The following is a 16,881-nucleotide window of genomic DNA, read 5'->3' as shown; positions in this document are numbered from 1 at the left end:
TGCCGTCGAGACCTGCACATCATACCCGCAACGACACGATACACTTGACTTCGCTGTTTGATCCCGTGACGTTTCCTGCCGTTCGCATCCTGAGCAACGGAGATGACAATGGCTTACAAGTTCGAGGTCTATACGGACAAGGCTGGAGAATTCCGGTTTCGTTTTCGTGCGTCCAACGGAGAAGAGATGTTCGGCTCTCAAGGCTACAAGCAAAAAGCCTCGGCGATGAGCGCTATCGAATCGATTAAGGCCCACGCCCCCGGCGCCACGATCGAGGATCAGACCAAGTAAACTCTGTCTGTTTGAAAGTATTTTAACAATTTCCGATCCCCGGCCAGTGCCGGGGATTTTTCTTGCCGCAATGCCGGGGGAGCTTCGGGACAGGTCACATACCTCGTTTGAGGTGACGCAATAGGCTATAAGACGGCATGAACTCCCTGCGGCTGATTCTCGCTTTCGGCTTCGCCCTCTCGTCTTCCGCAACACTTGCGCAGGATAGAGGCACGCTCGATCCGAAGCCGCTGCCGCCACTCGCCAATCCGAACGATCCGCACCTCGCGGCGAAGCAGTTGTTCGGGCGCGAACTTGCACCGGCGAAGCTCGCGCCCGGTTCGATCGGCTTCTACTCCAAGGGCTGTCTCGCCGGCGCGCAGAAATTGCCGATCGACGGGCCGACCTGGCAGGTGATGCGGCTGTCGCGCAACCGCAACTGGGGCAATCCCGCGCTTATTGCGTTTCTGGAAAAACTCGCCGCGAAGGCTCACAAGCTCGGCTGGCCGGGCCTCTTAGTCGGCGACATGTCGCAGCCGCGCGGCGGGCCGATGTTCACCGGCCACGCCAGCCACCAGATCGGGCTCGACGCCGACATCTGGCTGACGCCGATGCCGAACCGCACGCTCACGCGCATGGAGCGCGAGAACATGTCGGCGGTGCAGATGGTGCGGAAGGATCGCCTCGACATCGACCCGCGCGTCTGGACGCCAGAACACCTCAAGGTCATTCGCGCCGCCGCCGAAGCTCCGCAGGTCGAGCGCATCTTCGTCAACGCCGCGATCAAGAAGGCGCTGTGCCGCGAGGCGACCGGCGACCGGCACTGGCTGTCGAAAATCCGGCCGATGTACGGCCACGATTATCACTTCCACATCCGCATCAAATGCCCCGCGGGAAGTGCCGGATGCGAGCCGCAAACGCCGCCGGACCACAACGAACATTGCAGCGGCCCCGACCTCGCTTACTGGTTCAGCGACGCGGTGTTGCATCCGAAGCCGCCGAAGGTGCCGACGAAACCGAGGCCCCCTCTGACTCTGGCGGATCTGCCCGCCGCATGCCGCACTGTTCTCGACGCGCGCTAGATGCCGGCGCCGCGCTGTTGCAGATATTGCTAATTTAGTATAATCTAAACTATTGAGCCTCCCGGAATGTGTCCCGAGGATCGGCGCAACGAGACGTGCTCTCGCATGCGACCCACCCGCCCGGCTCACACCATCCTCACTCGTTTTCCGGGAGACTTTCATGAAACGATTCCTGTTCGGCCTGCTTGCATTCCTGCTCACGATCTCGGCGTCGTATGCCATCGATCCGGCGTCGGTGCCGAAGCAGAAACAAACCAGGCTCGGCAAATATCTCTCCGCGCCGGAAGCCGCCGACTTCGTCGCCAAACATCCGAAGGACAGCCTGTTCCTCGACGTGCGCACGCCGTCCGAAGTGGTCTTTCTCGGCATGCCGAGTCAGGCGGATGCGAACGTGCCTTACATGCTCGAACCCGAAATTCCGGTCTTCGATCAGGCCAAGAACACGCTGAAGCTGGAGCCCAATCCGGATTTCATTCCCGAAGTGCGCCGCCGCCTGAATGCGAAGGGACTTACCAGCGACAGCCCGATCGTGCTGATCTGCCGCTCCGGCGACCGCAGCGCCGCGTCGGCGAACCTGCTGAGCGAGGCCGGATTCAAGAACGTCTACAGTGTCGTGGAAGGCTTCGAAGGCGATCTCGCCTCGGATGGGCCCCGCGCGGGACAGCGCTCCGTCAACGGCTGGAAGAATGCCGGGATGGCGTGGTCCTACAAGCTCGACAAGGCAAAAATGTACCGTGTCGAGAACTAAAGGTCGCAGGGGCGGCTCAGGATTTGAACCGCCTCTTCCGTCTGCTATCCTGCCGCAACGCCGCATTTCGCGGCGGTTTCAGGATTTATGATCCTGCCCAGATCACGCGCCCGCCCCCGCCGGGTGGCGGGCCATCAGATGCAAGGAGACAGACATGCGCATCAGTGCACGAAACCAGATCAAGGGAAAAGTCGTCGAAGTCACCAAGGGCGCGACCACGTCCCATGTCCGCGTCGATGTCGGCGGCGGCCAGATCGTCACCTCGTCGATCACCAACGAAGCCGTTGACGAGCTCGGCATCAAGAAGGGCGACAGCGTCATCGCCGTCATCAAGGCTTCCGACGTGATGATCGCGGTGAACTGATGCGCCAGCGTCTCGCCGTCGCCATCCTGATGCTGGGCCTTGCGCCCGCCTGCGCCGCCGAGCCTGCCGGCTGCGAGCATTTCAAATGGCCGGTGACACGCGAGCGCGCGCTTCTGACCACGTCCGACTTGCCAAATCTCAAGTCGGGCGTGGACGCCCCGACGCTGCCGCCCTTCGCGGCGACGCTGTCGTTGCATCCCGCGGCGGACGCGGGATTGCCGAAACCTTCCGAGCGGACGCAAAAACCGGGCACCTTCGCCGGATACCTGCGCCTCGGCCAGATTCCGGGCGGTATCTACACCGTCAGCGTGTCGGACTCCGCCTGGATCGATATCCTTCAGGGCGGCAACTATCTCAAGCCGACGGAAGTTAGCGGCGTGACCGGCTGCAATGGCATCCGCAGGACCATGAAATTCAATCTCGCCGCCGGAGCCGCGACCGTGCAGATCAGCGGCGTCGCAGCCGATGCGATCAGGCTCGCGGTGGTGCCCTCCTCCGATTGAGGGGGTCACCGCATCGCGTCACCTAATCAGCCGCCTTGTGGCCGGCGACAGCATTGTCATGGTTCTGCAACCGGCAAACTGCGGCGGTACCGACCCTTTACGCGCCCGCCCTGCCTGATATGGTGCGCCCCGCACGATGCTTTGGCTCGCCGTAAGCCAGCCGAAGCCTTTGGAACGGCGCTTCCAATTTTCCGACATTCCCATCTGACACCAGGACTCCGTCCGGATTTTCGGCGGAAGGATATGGAGCGCTCCATGCAATTGTTTTCCCGGATTTTCCTCGCCGCCGCGCTGGTCAGCACCCCGCTCGCCACGCAGGCTTTCGCCCAGGATGCCAGGCCCGCCGCCGCAACCTCGGCCAAGACCTTCATCAATTTCGCCGCCGCATCGATGAAGAACGCGCTCGATGAGGTCGATGCCGCCTATGCCGCGAAGTCCGGCAACAAGGTCACCGCGAGCTACGCGGCCTCCTCCGCGCTCGCCAAGCAGCTCGAACAGGGCGCGCCCGCCGACGTCTTCATCTCGGCCGACACCGCCTGGATGGACTACGCCATCAAGAACAAGAGCGTGAACCCGGCGACCCGCGTCGATCTGCTCGGCAACAGCATCGTCCTGATCGCGCCGAAGGATTCCAAGATCAACCACGTCGACATCAAGCAGGGCTTCGATCTGGCCAAGCTCGCCGGTGACGGCAAGGTCACCACCGGCGACGTCAAGGCCGTGCCGGTCGGCAAATACGCCAAGGCCGCGCTGGAGAAGCTCGGCGCATGGCAGGCCGTCGAGCCGAAAATGGCGATGGCCGAAAACGTCCGCGCCGCTCTGGCGCTGGTGTCGCGCGGCGAGGCCGTGCTCGGCATCGTCTATTCCACCGACGCCAAGGTCGATCCCGGCGTGAAGATCGTCGGCACCTTCCCGGCGGATTCGCATCCCCCGATCATCTATCCGGTGGCGGCGACCGCCACCGCCAAGGACGGCACCGCCGACTATCTGTCGTTCCTGAAGAGCTCGGCGGCAAAAGCCACCTTCGAGAAGTACGGCTTCAGCTACCTGATCAAGCCGACGACCTAAGCGATATCGCCCACGACCGTGTTCGATATTTCTCCCGAAGAGTGGACGGCGATCGAGCTTTCGCTCCGTGTCGCCGTCGTCGCCACGCTGGTATCCACGCCGATCGGCATCGCCGTGGCGTGGCTGCTGGCGCGCCGCGATTTCTGGGGCAAGGCGATGCTCGACGCGGTGATCCATCTGCCGCTGGTGCTGCCGCCCGTCGTCACCGGCTATCTGCTGCTGCTGAGCTTCGGGCGCAAAGGCCCCATCGGCGGCTTCCTCGACCACTATCTCGGCATCGTGTTTTCGTTCCGCTGGACCGGCGCCGCGCTCGCCTGCGGCGTGATGTCGTTTCCCTTGCTGGTGCGGCCGATGCGGCTGTCGATCGAGGCGATCGACCGCAAGCTCGAACAGGCCGCGGGCACGCTCGGGGCGGCTCCCTGGGAGGTGTTTCTCACCGTGACGCTGCCGCTCGCTTTGCCCGGCATTCTCGCCGGCATGATTCTGGGCTTCGCCAAGGCGCTCGGCGAATTCGGCGCCACCATCACTTTCGTCTCCAACATCCCCGGCGAGACGCAAACCATTTCATCGGCAATCTATTCACTGATCCAGACGCCCGACGGCGATTTGCCCGCGCTGCGGCTCGTCATCATCTCCGCCGTCATGGCCGTGGGCGCGCTGATCGCCTCGGAATTCTTCGCGCGCCGCGCGCTGCGCCGCGTGCATGGACTATGACATGCTGAGCGTCGACGTCACCAAGCAGCTCGGCGAATTGAAGCTCGAAGCCGCATTCCAGAGCGACAGCCCCGTCATCGGCCTGTTCGGGCCTTCCGGCGCGGGCAAAAGCTCGATCATCAACATGATCGCCGGCCTGTCGAAGCCGGATCGCGGGACGATCGCCATCGGCGGCGAAACGGTGGATGACACCGCGAGGGGTCTGCATGTGCCGCCCCATCGCCGCCGCATCGGCTACGTGTTTCAGGACGCGCGACTGTTTCCTCATCGCAACGTCGCGCAGAATCTCGATTACGGCCGGCGCATGAACAAGCTGCCGCCCGATGCCGCGCATCTGAAGCGCATCCTCGATCTGCTCGACATCGGCCATCTGCAATCGCGGCGACCGGGGCAGCTTTCCGGCGGCGAACGCCAGCGCGTCGCGCTCGGCCGCGCGCTGCTCGCGAAGCCGCGTCTCCTGCTGCTGGACGAGCCGCTCGGCTCGCTCGATCAGGACCGCAAGGCGGAAATCCTGCCCTATTTCGAGCGGCTGCGCGACGAAGAGAATATCCCGATGGTCTATGTCAGCCACGACCCCGACGAGACGCGCCGTCTCGCGGGCCATGTGGTGATGCTCAGGCGCGGACGTATCGTGGCGCAGGGCGGCCCGGACATTCTGCCGGCTTGAAGTTTTAACGCAGCTTCTTCAGCTCATCCTTCAGCACGCCGAGACCTTCGAGCAAGGCCGGGCCGCCGCACAGCGTGTAGCGCGACGGCAGGCTGATACGTTTGGTTTCGTCGTAGCGCGCGCGCAGCGCCGGATGGGTGAGAAACAGCGCGCCCTGATCGCTGGCGTTCTTCGCCGTCTCCTGCAACACCAGAATGTCCGGTCCCGCCGTGAGCAGCGTTTCCATGTCCATGAAGCCGCCGATGCCGCCGCGCGCGTTCGGCGGCGGCTTCAATCCGGCCGTCGCCAGCATCGATGCGACAAGGCTTTCGGTACCTTCGGTGTAGCCTTCCCGTTGCAGGACGATGGCGGTGCGCGGCGGTTGCAGCGCTACGGCCTTGAGATCGTCTTCGGCGCGTTGCAGTTTGCCGGCCAGCACCTCGCCGCGTTCGGGATGGCCGAGCAATGTCGCGATCTCGCGCACCTGCGCGCGCGCCTCGTCCAGATTGCGCACCAGCGCGACCTGCACCACGCGCAGCCCCGTCGCGGCCAGAATCGCCTGCGTCGGCCGGTCACTGAATCCCGACAGCACGAGGTCAGGCGCGAGATTGACCACCGATTCCGAATTCCAGTCGATTTTTGGGAACGAAGCACCCTGCTTCGCCGTCACCGACAGCGTGCCGTCGGTGGCATAGGGCGAGAGGGCTGCGATCTGCGAAGGGTCGGCCAGCGCCAGCAGCAACTGGTCGGCGCACAGGTTGAAGGACACCACGCGCTTCGGCGGCTCCGCCCGGCCAGCCGTGCCGCCCAGAAAAAGGACGAATACGCCCAAAAACGCTTTCCAGATCGGCATCTTCCAGAGCGGCATTGTCCTGATCGCCGTTTTCTTGATCGAAGCATCCTGTTATGCCACGCCATCGCTTCGCGCCAGCCTTGCGGCGCTCAATCATCCGGAATGAGATGGCCCTCGACCGACCGGGACATTTGCTGACGCTTCTGCTCGCGGCGCTCGTCACAGTGCTGTTCGCGGCGTCGTTGATGACGGGCCCGGCCCATTTCGGCGCCGAGACCGTGGCGAAGGCGCTGGTCTCCGACCAGGGTGTCGCCTCGATCATCGTTCGCGACGTGCGGCTGCCGCGCACGCTGCTCGCAGCCCTGATCGGCGCGACATTTGGCATCGCGGGAGCATCCCTGCAAGGATTGCTGCGCAATCCGCTCGCCGAGCCGTCGCTGTTCGGCGCGCCGCAAGCCGCCGCGGCCGCCGCAGCGGGCCTGATGGCGTTCGGCCTCGTCAGCCCGGTGTCGCTCGCGGTGCCGCTCGGCGGCATCTTCGGCGCGCTATTGTCGGTCGGCGCGCTGGTCGCCATCGCGGGCCGACGGGCCTCGCTGACGATGACGCTGCTCGCGGGCCTTGCATTGGCGAGTTTCGCGGGCGCGGCCATCGCGCTGGTGCTCAATCTCGCGCCCAATCCCTACATTGCGCTGGAAATCGCGTTCTGGCTGCTCGGCTCGCTGCGCGACCGCAGCATGATCCATGTCTGGATCGCGGCCCCGTTCATGATCGCGAGCTGGATCATCCTCGCGGCAAACGCGCGCGCCTTTCGCGCATTGACGCTCGGCGAGGATGCCGCCGCCTCGCTCGGCATCAATGTCGGGCGGGTGCGGATCTGGGTGGTGATCGGCGTCGCCATGGGCGTCGGCGCGGCGGTATCGGTCGCGGGCGCGATTTCCTTCGTCGGCCTCGTCGCACCGCATCTGGTGCGGCGGTTCTACGGCTCGGACCCCGCGCGCACGCTGCTGCCGTCCGCATTGGCGGGCGCGGCGTTGTTGCTTGCCGCCGACATCATCGTGCGGCTGGTGCCCGGCCCCCTGGAGATCAAGATCGGCGTCATCACCGCGCTGATCGGCGTGCCGTTCTTCATCGCGATGATCTTCCGCGAGCGTCAGGTGCTGGAGGAGACGGCATGAAGCCCGATCTCGCGCCGCGCCTGCGCGCGGAAAACCTCACCATCCATCGCGGCGCGCGCGCCATCGTCGCCGATGCCAATCTCGTTCTGAATGCCGGAGAACTCACCGTTCTCGCGGGGCCGAACGGCGCCGGGAAAACCACGCTGGCGCGCGCCATGGCAGGGCTTATTCCCGCGCAGGGCACCGTCAGCCTCGATGGCGTCGCCCTCGCAGCCATGAACGCACGCCAACGCGCCCGCGCGCTGGCTTACCTGCCGCAGGGCCACGAATTCCACTGGCCAATGAGCGTCGAACATATCGTGGCGTTGGGCCGCGAGCCGCACGCCGATCCGTTTTCGCAAGTCACCTCCGAGGACCGCGCCGCCATTCTGGCGGCGATGGAGGCGACGACGACCGACACGCTCGCCTCCCGTATCGTCACCACGCTATCCGGGGGCGAACGCGCCCGCGTCGCGCTCGCGCGCGCGCTGGCGACGCAAGCCTCCGTGCTGATCGCCGACGAGCCGATCGCCGCGCTGGATGAACGCCACCGGCTCGTGGTGATGGAGTTGCTGCGCGACATCGCCCGTCAAGGCGCTGCGGTGCTGGCGATCATTCACGATCTGACGCTGGCCGCGCGGTTCGCCGACCGGGTGGTGCTGATGGATGAGGGCCGCATCGCCGCCAACGACGCGCCGATGGCCGCGCTGACGCCGGAGCGCATCGCCAGGATTTTCAATGTTTCGGTGCACCGGATCGAGACGCCGGACGGGCCGCTGCTGATTCCCTCGCGCGCGCTCTAGGACGCAGGATCGCGTGCGCTAGGTGCTCGACAGCTTCTTCCAGAGCCGCAGGGCCTTGCGCTGGAAAGCCGGGACGCGCCTCGGCACGCGGATCGGCTTTTCATCCTGCGACAGCCGCAGGCCGATGACATTGACGCGGTTGCCGCCGAGGCCGCGCGCCACCAGCGCGATGGAGCCGAGCGGCAACGCCGCGCCGACACGCGGCGCGCCATCCAGATGCACGTCGAAATAATCCGCCAGCGTCAGCGAACGCGCATCCGCCGGGACGTCGATGCCGTAGACCTCCGCCACCGCCTCCAGCGTCACGTCGCCCGCGATCATGAAGTCGCCCAGCAGATTCGGATCGGGCGCGGAGGCAGGCGCCATGTCGACGAAGAACCGGTCGAGCGCGCCCGCCTTTTCCGGCGGGGCGAGCAGATAGAGATAATCGCCCTTCTGCACCGGGGCTGCTTCGGCCGCAGAGAGGATCTTCTCCTCGCGGATCACCAGCGTCGGCTTCGACCATGATGGAATGAGGCCCCGCTTCAGGAACAGGCTGTTCGGCCGCACAGCATAGCCGACCAGTTGCTGCTCGAGCTGGCCCGGCAGGTCCAGCTCGATACGGCGCGGGCCGCGATCGGTGCGCGGCAGGGCGACGTGCAATTTTCGCGCGGCGAAACCGAGCGTCCAGCCTTGCAGCAGCAGGGACACCATCACGACGATGAACGCTACGTTGAAATAGATCTGCGCCTTCGGCAGGTCCAAAAGCAGCGGAATCGACGCCAGGAAGATCGCCACCGCGCCGCGCAGGCCGACCCATGCGATGAATATTTTTTCGCGCAATTGGAAAGGAAACGGCGCGAGGCAGAGAAACACCGCGATCGGGCGCGCGAAAAACACCAGTGCCAGCGCCACGACGAGCGCGGGCAGCGCCACCGCCACCAGCTTGTCGGGCGAGGCGAGAAGCCCGAGCAGCACGAACATCACGATCTGCGCCAGCCATGTCGCAGCGTCGAGAAACGTCAGCACCGAATTGTGCGCCCGCGTCGGGCGGTTGCCGATCACGATCCCGGCGAGATAGACCGCGAGAAAGCCGGAGGCATGATCGATCTGCGCGAAGCCGAAGATCACCAGCGCCGCCGTCGTCACGAACGGCGCGTGCAGGCCCTGCGGCAGTGAAATCTTGTTCAGCGCGAACACCACGAGCCGCCCGCCGACCAGACCGATGACGATGCCGAGCACGGCCTCCTGCGCGAACTGCCAGAAGATGTGCGACGCCGAGCCTTTCCCGAGCGACAGGAATTCCACCAGCACCATCGTGAGAAACACGGCGAACGGATCGTTGGTGCCGGATTCGACCTCCAGCGTCGCGCCGATGCGCGGGCGCAGGCGCAGGCCTTGCGCATGGACCAGAAGAAACACCGCCGCGGCGTCGGTCGAGGCGACCACCGCGCCGAGCAGGAAGGATTCCGGCCAGGTCAGGTCGAGCACATATCTGGCGATCGGGGTTGTCAGCAGCGCCGTCAGAAGGACGCCCACGGTGGCGAGAACCGCCGAGGGCGCGAGCACCGCGCGGATGCTTTGAAAGCGCGTCTTCAGCCCGCCGTCGAACAGGATCAGCGCCAGCGCGGCGGAGCCGACCAGATAGGCGATCCTGACATCGTCGAATTTCAGCTTGCCGAGGCCGCCTTCGCCCGCGAGCAAGCCCAAACCAAGGAAGACGAGCAACAGGGGCGCGCCGAACCGCAGCGCCAGCAGGCTCGACAATATGCCAGCCATGATCAGCACGGAGCCGAGCAGGATCGCGAGACTGACGGAATCGAGGATGGCCATGGGCGGCGGAGGCTTTCGACTGGGGCTTCAATCTTTGCTTATAGGTCTCGCGGCGGATCGCCAAACAAAATCTCGGCATCATAAATGTGCCGGATTCCCGGCGCTAAACGCATCGCATCGCGCGCCCGCTCACCCCATGCGAGCCTCGCACAACCCTGCCGATATTGACGCCTGCGTCGCAAGGACGCATGAGAAGACGAATCTCCCCTGCTCACCTGACGGGACCTGCCAATGGATTGGGACGACCTGCGAGACGCCCTCAACCGCACGATCCAGTCGGTCGGCGGGGAGATCACCTCGCCATGGTTCTACATGCAGTTCGGCGTCATCCTGGTCGCCGCCGGCCTCTCGCTGGCGCTGGGCAGCAGCCTGCGGGCCCGGTTCGACGTCACCTCGCTGACGATGGGCTGGCCGGCGCCGCTGCGGCTGCTCGCCCGCACCGTGATGCAGCGCGCCGGCACCATCATTTTCGCGCTGCTCGCCGAAATATCGCGGGTGGTCATGGTCCAGACCGGGCTGCTCTATCGCGGCTACGTGCTGTCGACGGCGGTCAATCTCGCGACCGCGTGGCTGATCATCCGTCTCGCCACCAGCGTGATCCGCAACGAATTCGTGGTCCGCGTGGTGTCCATCGCGGCATGGGCGGTGGCCGCGCTCAGCATCATCGGCCGCCTCGACGATGTGTCCAGCGCGCTCGATTCGATCTCGATCACCATCGGCACGCTGCGGCTGACGCCGCTGGTGCTCATCAAGGCGGGCGTGCTGCTGGCCGTGGCGATGTGGCTCGTCAGCGCCGCCGGAAATTTCATCGAAGCCCGGATCGCCCGCTCGCGCGACCTCACCCCCTCAGTTCAGGTCCTGCTGATCAAGCTGGTGCGGGTCGCGCTGATCGTCGCCGCCATCGCCATGGTGATGTCGGCGGTCGGCATCGACCTGTCGGCCTTCGCGCTGTTCTCCGGCGCGATCGGCGTCGGCCTCGGCTTCGGCCTGCAAAAGATCATCGCCAATTTCATCAGCGGCGTGATCCTGCTCGCGGACAAATCGGTCAAGCCGGGCGATCTCGTGACCATCGGCGACAGCACCGGCAAGATCAGCTCGATGAATACCCGCTACATCTCGGTCGCGGCGGGCGACGGGCGCGAGATCCTGATTCCGAACGAGGATCTCGTCACCCAGCGCGTCATCAACTGGACCTATACCGACAAGACCATGCTGGTGAAGGTCAATTTCGCCACCAATTACGAGGCCGACCCGAACCGGGTCTGCGAGCTGGCCGTCGATATCGCCCGCAATACGCAGAACGTCGCCACCTTCAAGGCGCCGAACTGCCTGCTCACCGAATTCGCCGAAACCGGCATGAAGTTCGCGCTGACCTTCTGGGTCGCCGATCTCGACGTCGGCATGGACAATGTCCGCAGCAACGTGATGCAGGGGCTGTGGACCGCCTTCAAGAACGAGAACATCCGCGTGCCCTATCCGGTGCGCGAATTGCGGGTCCGCAGCGGCGCGCTGCCGGTGGAAACCATCCTCGAGGTTCCATCGGACAATTCCGGCCCCGCCGGCAAGCCCGGCGCGGAATGACCCGCGCCCCTGGCGCAAAGGTTGCGAATTGCCGGCAAGGCATTAAATTAGCGTGATCCGGCCACAGCGCCCGCAACCTCCGAAGTCAGACTGTTCATGAATTACGTTGACGCCACCCAAGCCGCCGCGCGCAAGACCGGCCAGATCAAGCTGCACGGCCCGTCCGGTTTCGCCGGAATGCGGAAAGCCGGCGCGCTGACCGCCCGGTGCCTCGACGAGCTGGCGCCGATCGTGCGGCCGGGCATCTTCACCTCGCAGATCGATGAATTCGTCCGCAAGTTCGCGATCGCGCACGACGCCATTCCCGCGACGCTGATGTATCGCGGCTACCGCCACTCGACCTGCACCTCGATCAACCATGTGGTCTGCCACGGCATCCCCGGCGACCGGCAGTTGAAGGAAGGCGACATCATCAACATCGACGTCACCCTGATCGTCGATGGCTGGTATGGCGATTCCAGCCGCATGTACACGGCGGGAGCGATCTCGCGCCGCGCCGAGCGGCTGATCGACGTGACCTACGAGGCGATGATGCGCGGCATCGCCGCCGTCAAGCCCGGCGCCACCACCGGCGACATCGGCCATGCGATCCAGAGCTTCGTCGAGCCGCAGCAGATGAGCGTGGTCCGCGACTTCTGCGGCCACGGCCTCGGCCGCCTGTTTCACGACGAGCCGAACATCATCCACATCGGCAAGCCCGGCGAAGGCGTGGCGCTGCGCCCCGGCATGATCTTCACCATCGAGCCGATGATCAATCTCGGCAAGCCGCATGTGAAAATCCTCTCCGATGGCTGGACCGCCGTGACGCGAGACCGTTCGCTGTCGGCGCAGTTCGAGCATTCGGTCGGCGTGACGCAAACCGGCGTCGAGATTTTCACGCTGTCCCCCGGCAAGCTCGACAAGCCTCCCTACAGCGCCGCCTGATTCCGCCCGCGCGGGCGGTAGCGAAATTGCTCCTTGCAAAAGACGGCGGGCGCGGCATGGTGACCGGGTAGAGCCCGCGATCATGCCAGCCCATGCCCAAAAACGCTGACGATCCGTCAGACCAGCCCGGTTTTTCCGAAGCGCCGCATTATCACGGCCATCGCGAACGATTGCGGGATCGCTTCCGCGACGCCGGTCCCGATGCGCTTAGCGATTACGAGCTGCTGGAAATGGTGCTGTTTCGCGCGCTGCCGCGTCGCGACGTCAAGCCCCTGGCGAAAACGCTGATCGCAAGGTTCGGCTCCTTCGCCGAAGTGGTGCATGCCCCCGAGGCGCGGCTGCGCGAAATCAGCGGGCTCGGCGATGCCGCCGTCACCGAGATGAAGCTGATCGCGGCGACCGCGAGCCGCGTCGCCAAGGGGCAGGTCAAGCAGCGCACGGTGCTGTCGTCATGGTCGAGCGTGATCGACTATTGCCGCACCGCGATGGCGTTCGCCGACAAGGAGCAGTTCCGCATCCTGTTCCTCGACAAGCGCAACCAGCTGATCGCCGACGAACTGCAACAGGTCGGCACCGTGGATCACACGCCGGTCTATCCCCGCGAGGTGGTCAAGCGCGCGCTGGAATTGTCCGCGACCGCGATCGTTCTCGTCCACAACCATCCCACTACCCCCTTTTCGATCACACTGGATCACGCATAAGCTAATTGAATTACAACGATTTTTTGGCTTGTCGCACTTCCGGCTACTGTGGCATATTGGGGTCGGTTTTAAGGGGATCGAAGCCTTTTTTGACCCCAGTTGCCGGCACCACTGATCCGACTGGCGACCCCACTCAAAAGCCGACGGGAGACCCCAGTGCCAAGCCTTACAGATGGAGAAATACGCCGCGCCCTGAAGCAGGTTGAACAGACCGGAAAACAGCTAAGCCTCGTCGATGGCGAGGGTCATGGCACCGGTCGTCTCGTCCTTGTCATGAAGCCTATGCCGACACGCGTGACGGCCGATTGGATGGCCCAACAGTGGCGCGACCAGAAGCGGCTCAAGAAGAAACTCGGCTCATATCCATCAATGCCACTCAGCAAGGCGCGCGAAGTGTTCAACCGCGACTTCGCAGAGATGATCCAAAAGGGTCGCAGCATCAAAATCGCCGGCGACACACGGCCGGGCACAGTAGCCGATCTCTTCGAAGCCTATGTCGCCAACCTCAAGGAGGCCGGAAAGCCATCTTGGAAAGAGGCGGAAAAGGGCCTCAATAAAATCGCCGACACGCTCGGACGCAACCGTCCTGCCCGCGACATTGAACCGGACGAGATCACTGCGATCATCCGCCCCATCTATGAGCGCGGCAAACGCTCGATGGCCGATCATGTCCGCAGCTACATTCGATCCGCTTATAGTTGGGGCTTAAAATCCGAACACGACTATCGCACCACGTCGTCCCGACGCTTCGGCCTCGTTTTCAATCCCGCAGCTGGTATTCCGACCGAGCCCAAGAATGTCGGCACGCGCTGGCTAGATGAGGACGAATTCCTCCGTCTCTATCGTTGGCTTGAATGCCCGGACAGGCCTGTTCATCCACCTTACGCCCGTGCCGTTAGAATCCTGATGCTAACCGGCCAGCGCGTCGAGGAAATCGCGCGGTTACACGTTTATCAATGGGATTCGGCCGAACGCATTATTGACTGGTCGAAGACAAAGAACGGCAAGCCACACGCTATTCCCGTGCCCAGAATTGCTGCTGAACTTATCGAGTCGATTAAACCGAACGAATTCGGCTGGTTCTTCCCGTCGGCGACCGATCCGTCAAAGCCTGTCAGCCATGGCACGCTTTATTCGTTCATGTGGCGCCAGCGCGACCGCGAGATTATTCCTGTCGTAACCAATCGCGATCTCCGGCGAACATGGAAGACCCTCGCCGGTAAAGCCGGCCTGTCGAAGGAAATTCGAGACCGGCTGCAAAACCACACGCTCCAGGACGTCAGCTCCAAGAGTTATGATCGCTGGAACTACATGCCAGAAAAACGAGCAGCCGTGGCAAAGTGGGACAAATTTGTCCGTGAACTGCTGTCGAAGAAGAGGCGCAAACCCTTGCTGAAGGAGGCCGCGTGAGTCCTCGACCCTCCAAACCTGCGCCTCGCCGCGCGAAGGCCTCCAACCCGGTCGTCGAAATCGACGCGCAGAGCTATTCCGCCTTCGTCGGCGATCTGAAGCAGAAAATCGCCGAGGCGCGCTATCGCGCCAGCCTGTCGATCAATCGAGAAATGATCCTCCTCTATTGGGGCATCGGCCGTGATATTCTGGCCCGGCAGGAGCGTGAGGGTTGGGGCACCAAGGTCATCGACCGACTGGCGGAGGATCTCCGCCAGGCCTTCCCCGAAATGACCGGGCTTTCGGCCCGAAATCTGAAATACATGCGCGCCTTCGCAGACGCCTGGCCCGATAGCGAAATTGTGCAACGGGTCGTTGCACAATTGCCATGGGGCCATAACGTTAGCCTCCTCGATGCCGTTAAAGCGACAGATGAGCGTGTCTGGTACGCGCGGCAGGCCATCGAACATGGCTGGAGCCGCCCGGTCCTCGTCCACCAGATCGAGAGCAATCTGTTCGTCCGCCAGGGCAGCGCGCTCACCAACTTCTCGCGAACCCTGCCTGCCCAGCAGTCCGAGCTTGCCCAGCAGCTCCTCAAAGACCCTTACACCTTTGATTTTCTCGCGCTCGGCCCCGACATGCTGGAACGCGATCTCGAACGTGGCCTCATCGAGCACTTGCGTTCACTTATTCTCGAACTTGGCAAGGGCTTTGCTTTCGTCGGCAGCCAGTACCATCTCGAAGTTGGAGGGCAGGACTACTATCTCGACCTTCTCTTCTATCACCTCCGGCTGCGCTGCTTCGTCGTGATTGAGTTAAAGATCGAGGACTTCAAGCCCGAGTTTGCAGGCAAAATGAACTTCTACCTCTCGGCTGTCGACGATCAGCTTCGGCATGAGCATGATCAGCCAACCATCGGCATCATTCTGTGCAAGGGCCGCAACGAGCTGATCGTTGAATATGCGCTACGCGACACCAGCAAGCCGATGGGTGTCGCCCAATATAAGCTTTCGCCCGCGTTGCCACCGCAGCTTCAGCAGGAATTGCCAACGGTCGAGGAGTTCGCGCGCGAGTTTCCGTTGATGTCGGTGGTCAAGCTTCGCATCGAAATCGAGCGCGCACTCCGCGACCTCGCCGCGGAAAGAAGCGTCACCTTCGATCGACCCGCTGGCATCATGAATATGCTGCGAGATATGCGACGGCAGGGATCGATGCCTGCCAGTACTGAGCAAATGCTGGGCGCGCTGCGCGTCATGAACGAAGCCACGCATGGCGTGGACGTCGACGCGAGCGCAGCAATGCAAGCTGTGGAGATTGGCACCCTCTTCCTTGCCGAACTCAGGACCCTAAATACCAACGACTGAGACGCTCAACAAGAAAACCAAACCCGGCGGCTCCGCCTCGGCCACTGAGTGAGTGCTTTACTCACGCTAAGGAACCTAGACTGCTAAAATGTTTCCTGAATCACAAATTCGATTCGCCAATCGTCGCAGCCAGGCGGGTACTTCCGGCCTGACCGTCAATGCGAGGCAAAGGAGCATGAATGGCGAAACCGACGGATAAGACCATAAAGCGGCTATTCGCTCTTTCTGGAAACATTTGCGCATTCTCTGGATGTACCCTACCGATCGTCGAAGGCACCGTCACCGGCGAAATCTGTCACATTACTGCCCGCAGCCCGGGAGGCCCTCGCTACGATCCCTCACAATCCGATAAAGATCGGAACGGCTTTGGCAACCTCCTCTTATTATGCGGGCATCATCATAAAATTATCGACGGAGAACCAAGACTCTATACGGTGGATGTTTTGCGGGACATAAAGGCCATTCACGAAAGTGCCGCCGGCCGAGCCGAGCAGCCGACCGACCTCATATTCGCGAAGATCCTTTTGAACGATCTCAACGGGATCACGATCAACCAGAACAGCGGCAATATCGCGATCAATAGCCCTGGCACAATCCAGGCGCACCAAGTCCACGTCAGCACCAACCGTCGTTCCATCAGCATCAATGCGCCACCCGGGACAATCGGCTCTGATCAGGAAACTACGCGCTATGTGAAATATCTGATCGACCGATACAACAAATTCGCTAGTGCAGATCGGATGCGCACGTCGAAATTTAGCTATGGGGCGATATCCAAGAACATTGAGAGCAACTTCGGCGCCCCCTGGCGGCTACTACCAACCGACAAGTTCGATGCAGTCTGCGAGTATCTGCAGCAGCGGATTAAGCGAACGGTCATAGCTAAATCGAATGCCGCAAATGGAATGCGCGCCTATTCCACCTATATGGAGTTCAACACGAGATAGACTTCCGAATGTGATCTC

General features: G+C 63.1%; 18 protein-coding genes. 16 read left to right on the top strand and 2 right to left on the bottom strand.

Annotated features, from left to right (window positions below; all coding sequences use genetic code 11):
- The first annotated feature begins 108 nt into the window (after positions 1-108).
- From AFIC_RS02565 to modC, 8 genes are all read left to right on the top strand, one after another.
- Positions 109-291 (top strand): YegP family protein, encoded by a 183-nt coding sequence (locus AFIC_RS02565; protein WP_275247626.1) that lies wholly within the window; start codon positions 109-111, stop codon positions 289-291.
- 137 nt (positions 292-428) lie between these two features.
- Positions 429-1,352: a penicillin-insensitive murein endopeptidase gene (gene mepA / locus AFIC_RS02560; protein ID WP_275247625.1), complete on the top strand. Its 924-nt coding sequence runs from the start codon at positions 429-431 to the stop codon at positions 1,350-1,352.
- 160 nt (positions 1,353-1,512) lie between these two features.
- Positions 1,513-2,100 carry a rhodanese-like domain-containing protein gene (locus AFIC_RS02555; protein WP_275247624.1) on the top strand — a complete coding sequence of 196 codons (588 nt, stop codon included), beginning with the start codon at positions 1,513-1,515 and terminating at the stop codon, positions 2,098-2,100.
- Between the two features lie 154 nt (positions 2,101-2,254).
- Positions 2,255-2,464: a TOBE domain-containing protein gene (locus tag AFIC_RS02550; RefSeq protein ID WP_275247623.1), complete on the top strand. Its 210-nt coding sequence runs from the start codon at positions 2,255-2,257 to the stop codon at positions 2,462-2,464.
- Positions 2,464-2,967 (top strand): hypothetical protein, encoded by a 504-nt coding sequence (locus AFIC_RS02545; protein ID WP_275247622.1) that lies wholly within the window; start codon positions 2,464-2,466, stop codon positions 2,965-2,967. Before AFIC_RS02550 ends, AFIC_RS02545 begins: the two co-directional genes overlap by 1 nt.
- Positions 2,968-3,222: 255 nt before the next feature.
- Positions 3,223-4,035, top strand: a complete 813-nt coding sequence (gene modA / locus AFIC_RS02540; protein WP_275247621.1) for a molybdate ABC transporter substrate-binding protein — start codon at positions 3,223-3,225, stop codon at positions 4,033-4,035.
- A gap of 18 nt (positions 4,036-4,053) precedes the next feature.
- Entirely contained in the window at positions 4,054-4,749 is a 696-nt protein-coding gene (gene modB / locus AFIC_RS02535; protein ID WP_275247620.1) for a molybdate ABC transporter permease subunit, read from the top strand.
- Position 4,750: 1 nt separating this feature from the next.
- Positions 4,751-5,416: a molybdenum ABC transporter ATP-binding protein gene (modC, locus tag AFIC_RS02530; protein ID WP_275247619.1), complete on the top strand. Its 666-nt coding sequence runs from the start codon at positions 4,751-4,753 to the stop codon at positions 5,414-5,416.
- Between the two features lie 4 nt (positions 5,417-5,420).
- Here the strand turns inward: modC and AFIC_RS02525 are convergent, their stop codons facing one another.
- Positions 5,421-6,263 carry an ABC transporter substrate-binding protein gene (locus AFIC_RS02525; RefSeq protein ID WP_275247618.1) on the bottom strand — a complete coding sequence of 281 codons (843 nt, stop codon included), beginning with the start codon at positions 6,261-6,263 and terminating at the stop codon, positions 5,421-5,423.
- A gap of 92 nt (positions 6,264-6,355) precedes the next feature.
- On the opposite strand from AFIC_RS02525, the gene AFIC_RS02520 reads away from it, so the two are divergent.
- Positions 6,356-7,363 (top strand): FecCD family ABC transporter permease, encoded by a 1,008-nt coding sequence (locus tag AFIC_RS02520; RefSeq protein WP_275247617.1) that lies wholly within the window; start codon positions 6,356-6,358, stop codon positions 7,361-7,363.
- Positions 7,360-8,145 (top strand): ABC transporter ATP-binding protein, encoded by a 786-nt coding sequence (locus AFIC_RS02515; protein ID WP_275247616.1) that lies wholly within the window; start codon positions 7,360-7,362, stop codon positions 8,143-8,145. The genes AFIC_RS02520 and AFIC_RS02515 overlap by 4 nt, the downstream gene beginning before the upstream one ends.
- An 18-nt stretch (positions 8,146-8,163) precedes the next feature.
- Here AFIC_RS02515 and AFIC_RS02510 read toward each other — a convergent pair whose 3' ends face one another.
- Positions 8,164-9,957, bottom strand: coding sequence for a potassium/proton antiporter (locus AFIC_RS02510; protein ID WP_275247615.1), 1,794 nt, complete (start codon positions 9,955-9,957; stop codon positions 8,164-8,166).
- Between the two features lie 231 nt (positions 9,958-10,188).
- Here AFIC_RS02510 and AFIC_RS02505 point away from each other — a divergent pair, with 231 nt between their 5' ends.
- The 6 genes from AFIC_RS02505 (at position 10,189) to AFIC_RS02480 (ending at position 16,863) form a co-directional block, all read left to right on the top strand.
- Positions 10,189-11,538, top strand: coding sequence for a mechanosensitive ion channel family protein (locus tag AFIC_RS02505; protein WP_275247614.1), 1,350 nt, complete (start codon positions 10,189-10,191; stop codon positions 11,536-11,538).
- A gap of 96 nt (positions 11,539-11,634) precedes the next feature.
- Positions 11,635-12,462 carry a type I methionyl aminopeptidase gene (map, locus tag AFIC_RS02500; protein ID WP_275247613.1) on the top strand — a complete coding sequence of 276 codons (828 nt, stop codon included), beginning with the start codon at positions 11,635-11,637 and terminating at the stop codon, positions 12,460-12,462.
- 92 nt (positions 12,463-12,554) lie between these two features.
- Positions 12,555-13,163: a JAB domain-containing protein gene (locus tag AFIC_RS02495; RefSeq protein ID WP_275247612.1), complete on the top strand. Its 609-nt coding sequence runs from the start codon at positions 12,555-12,557 to the stop codon at positions 13,161-13,163.
- A 156-nt stretch (positions 13,164-13,319) separates the two neighbouring features.
- Positions 13,320-14,573, top strand: coding sequence for a tyrosine-type recombinase/integrase (locus AFIC_RS02490; protein WP_275247611.1), 1,254 nt, complete (start codon positions 13,320-13,322; stop codon positions 14,571-14,573).
- Positions 14,570-15,916 (top strand): PDDEXK nuclease domain-containing protein, encoded by a 1,347-nt coding sequence (locus AFIC_RS02485; protein ID WP_275247610.1) that lies wholly within the window; start codon positions 14,570-14,572, stop codon positions 15,914-15,916. The genes AFIC_RS02490 and AFIC_RS02485 overlap by 4 nt, the downstream gene beginning before the upstream one ends.
- Before the next feature lie 179 nt (positions 15,917-16,095).
- A complete protein-coding gene (locus tag AFIC_RS02480) occupies positions 16,096-16,863 on the top strand; it encodes an HNH endonuclease (RefSeq protein ID WP_275247609.1) in 768 nt (255 codons plus the stop codon).
- The last annotated feature ends 18 nt before the right edge of the window (positions 16,864-16,881 follow it).

Origin of the sequence: [Pseudomonas] carboxydohydrogena (genome assembly GCF_029030725.1) — a bacterium.
GTDB classification, from domain to species: Bacteria; Pseudomonadota; Alphaproteobacteria; order Rhizobiales; family Xanthobacteraceae; genus Afipia; species Afipia carboxydohydrogena.
This window is presented reverse-complemented; position numbering and strand designations above follow the sequence as displayed.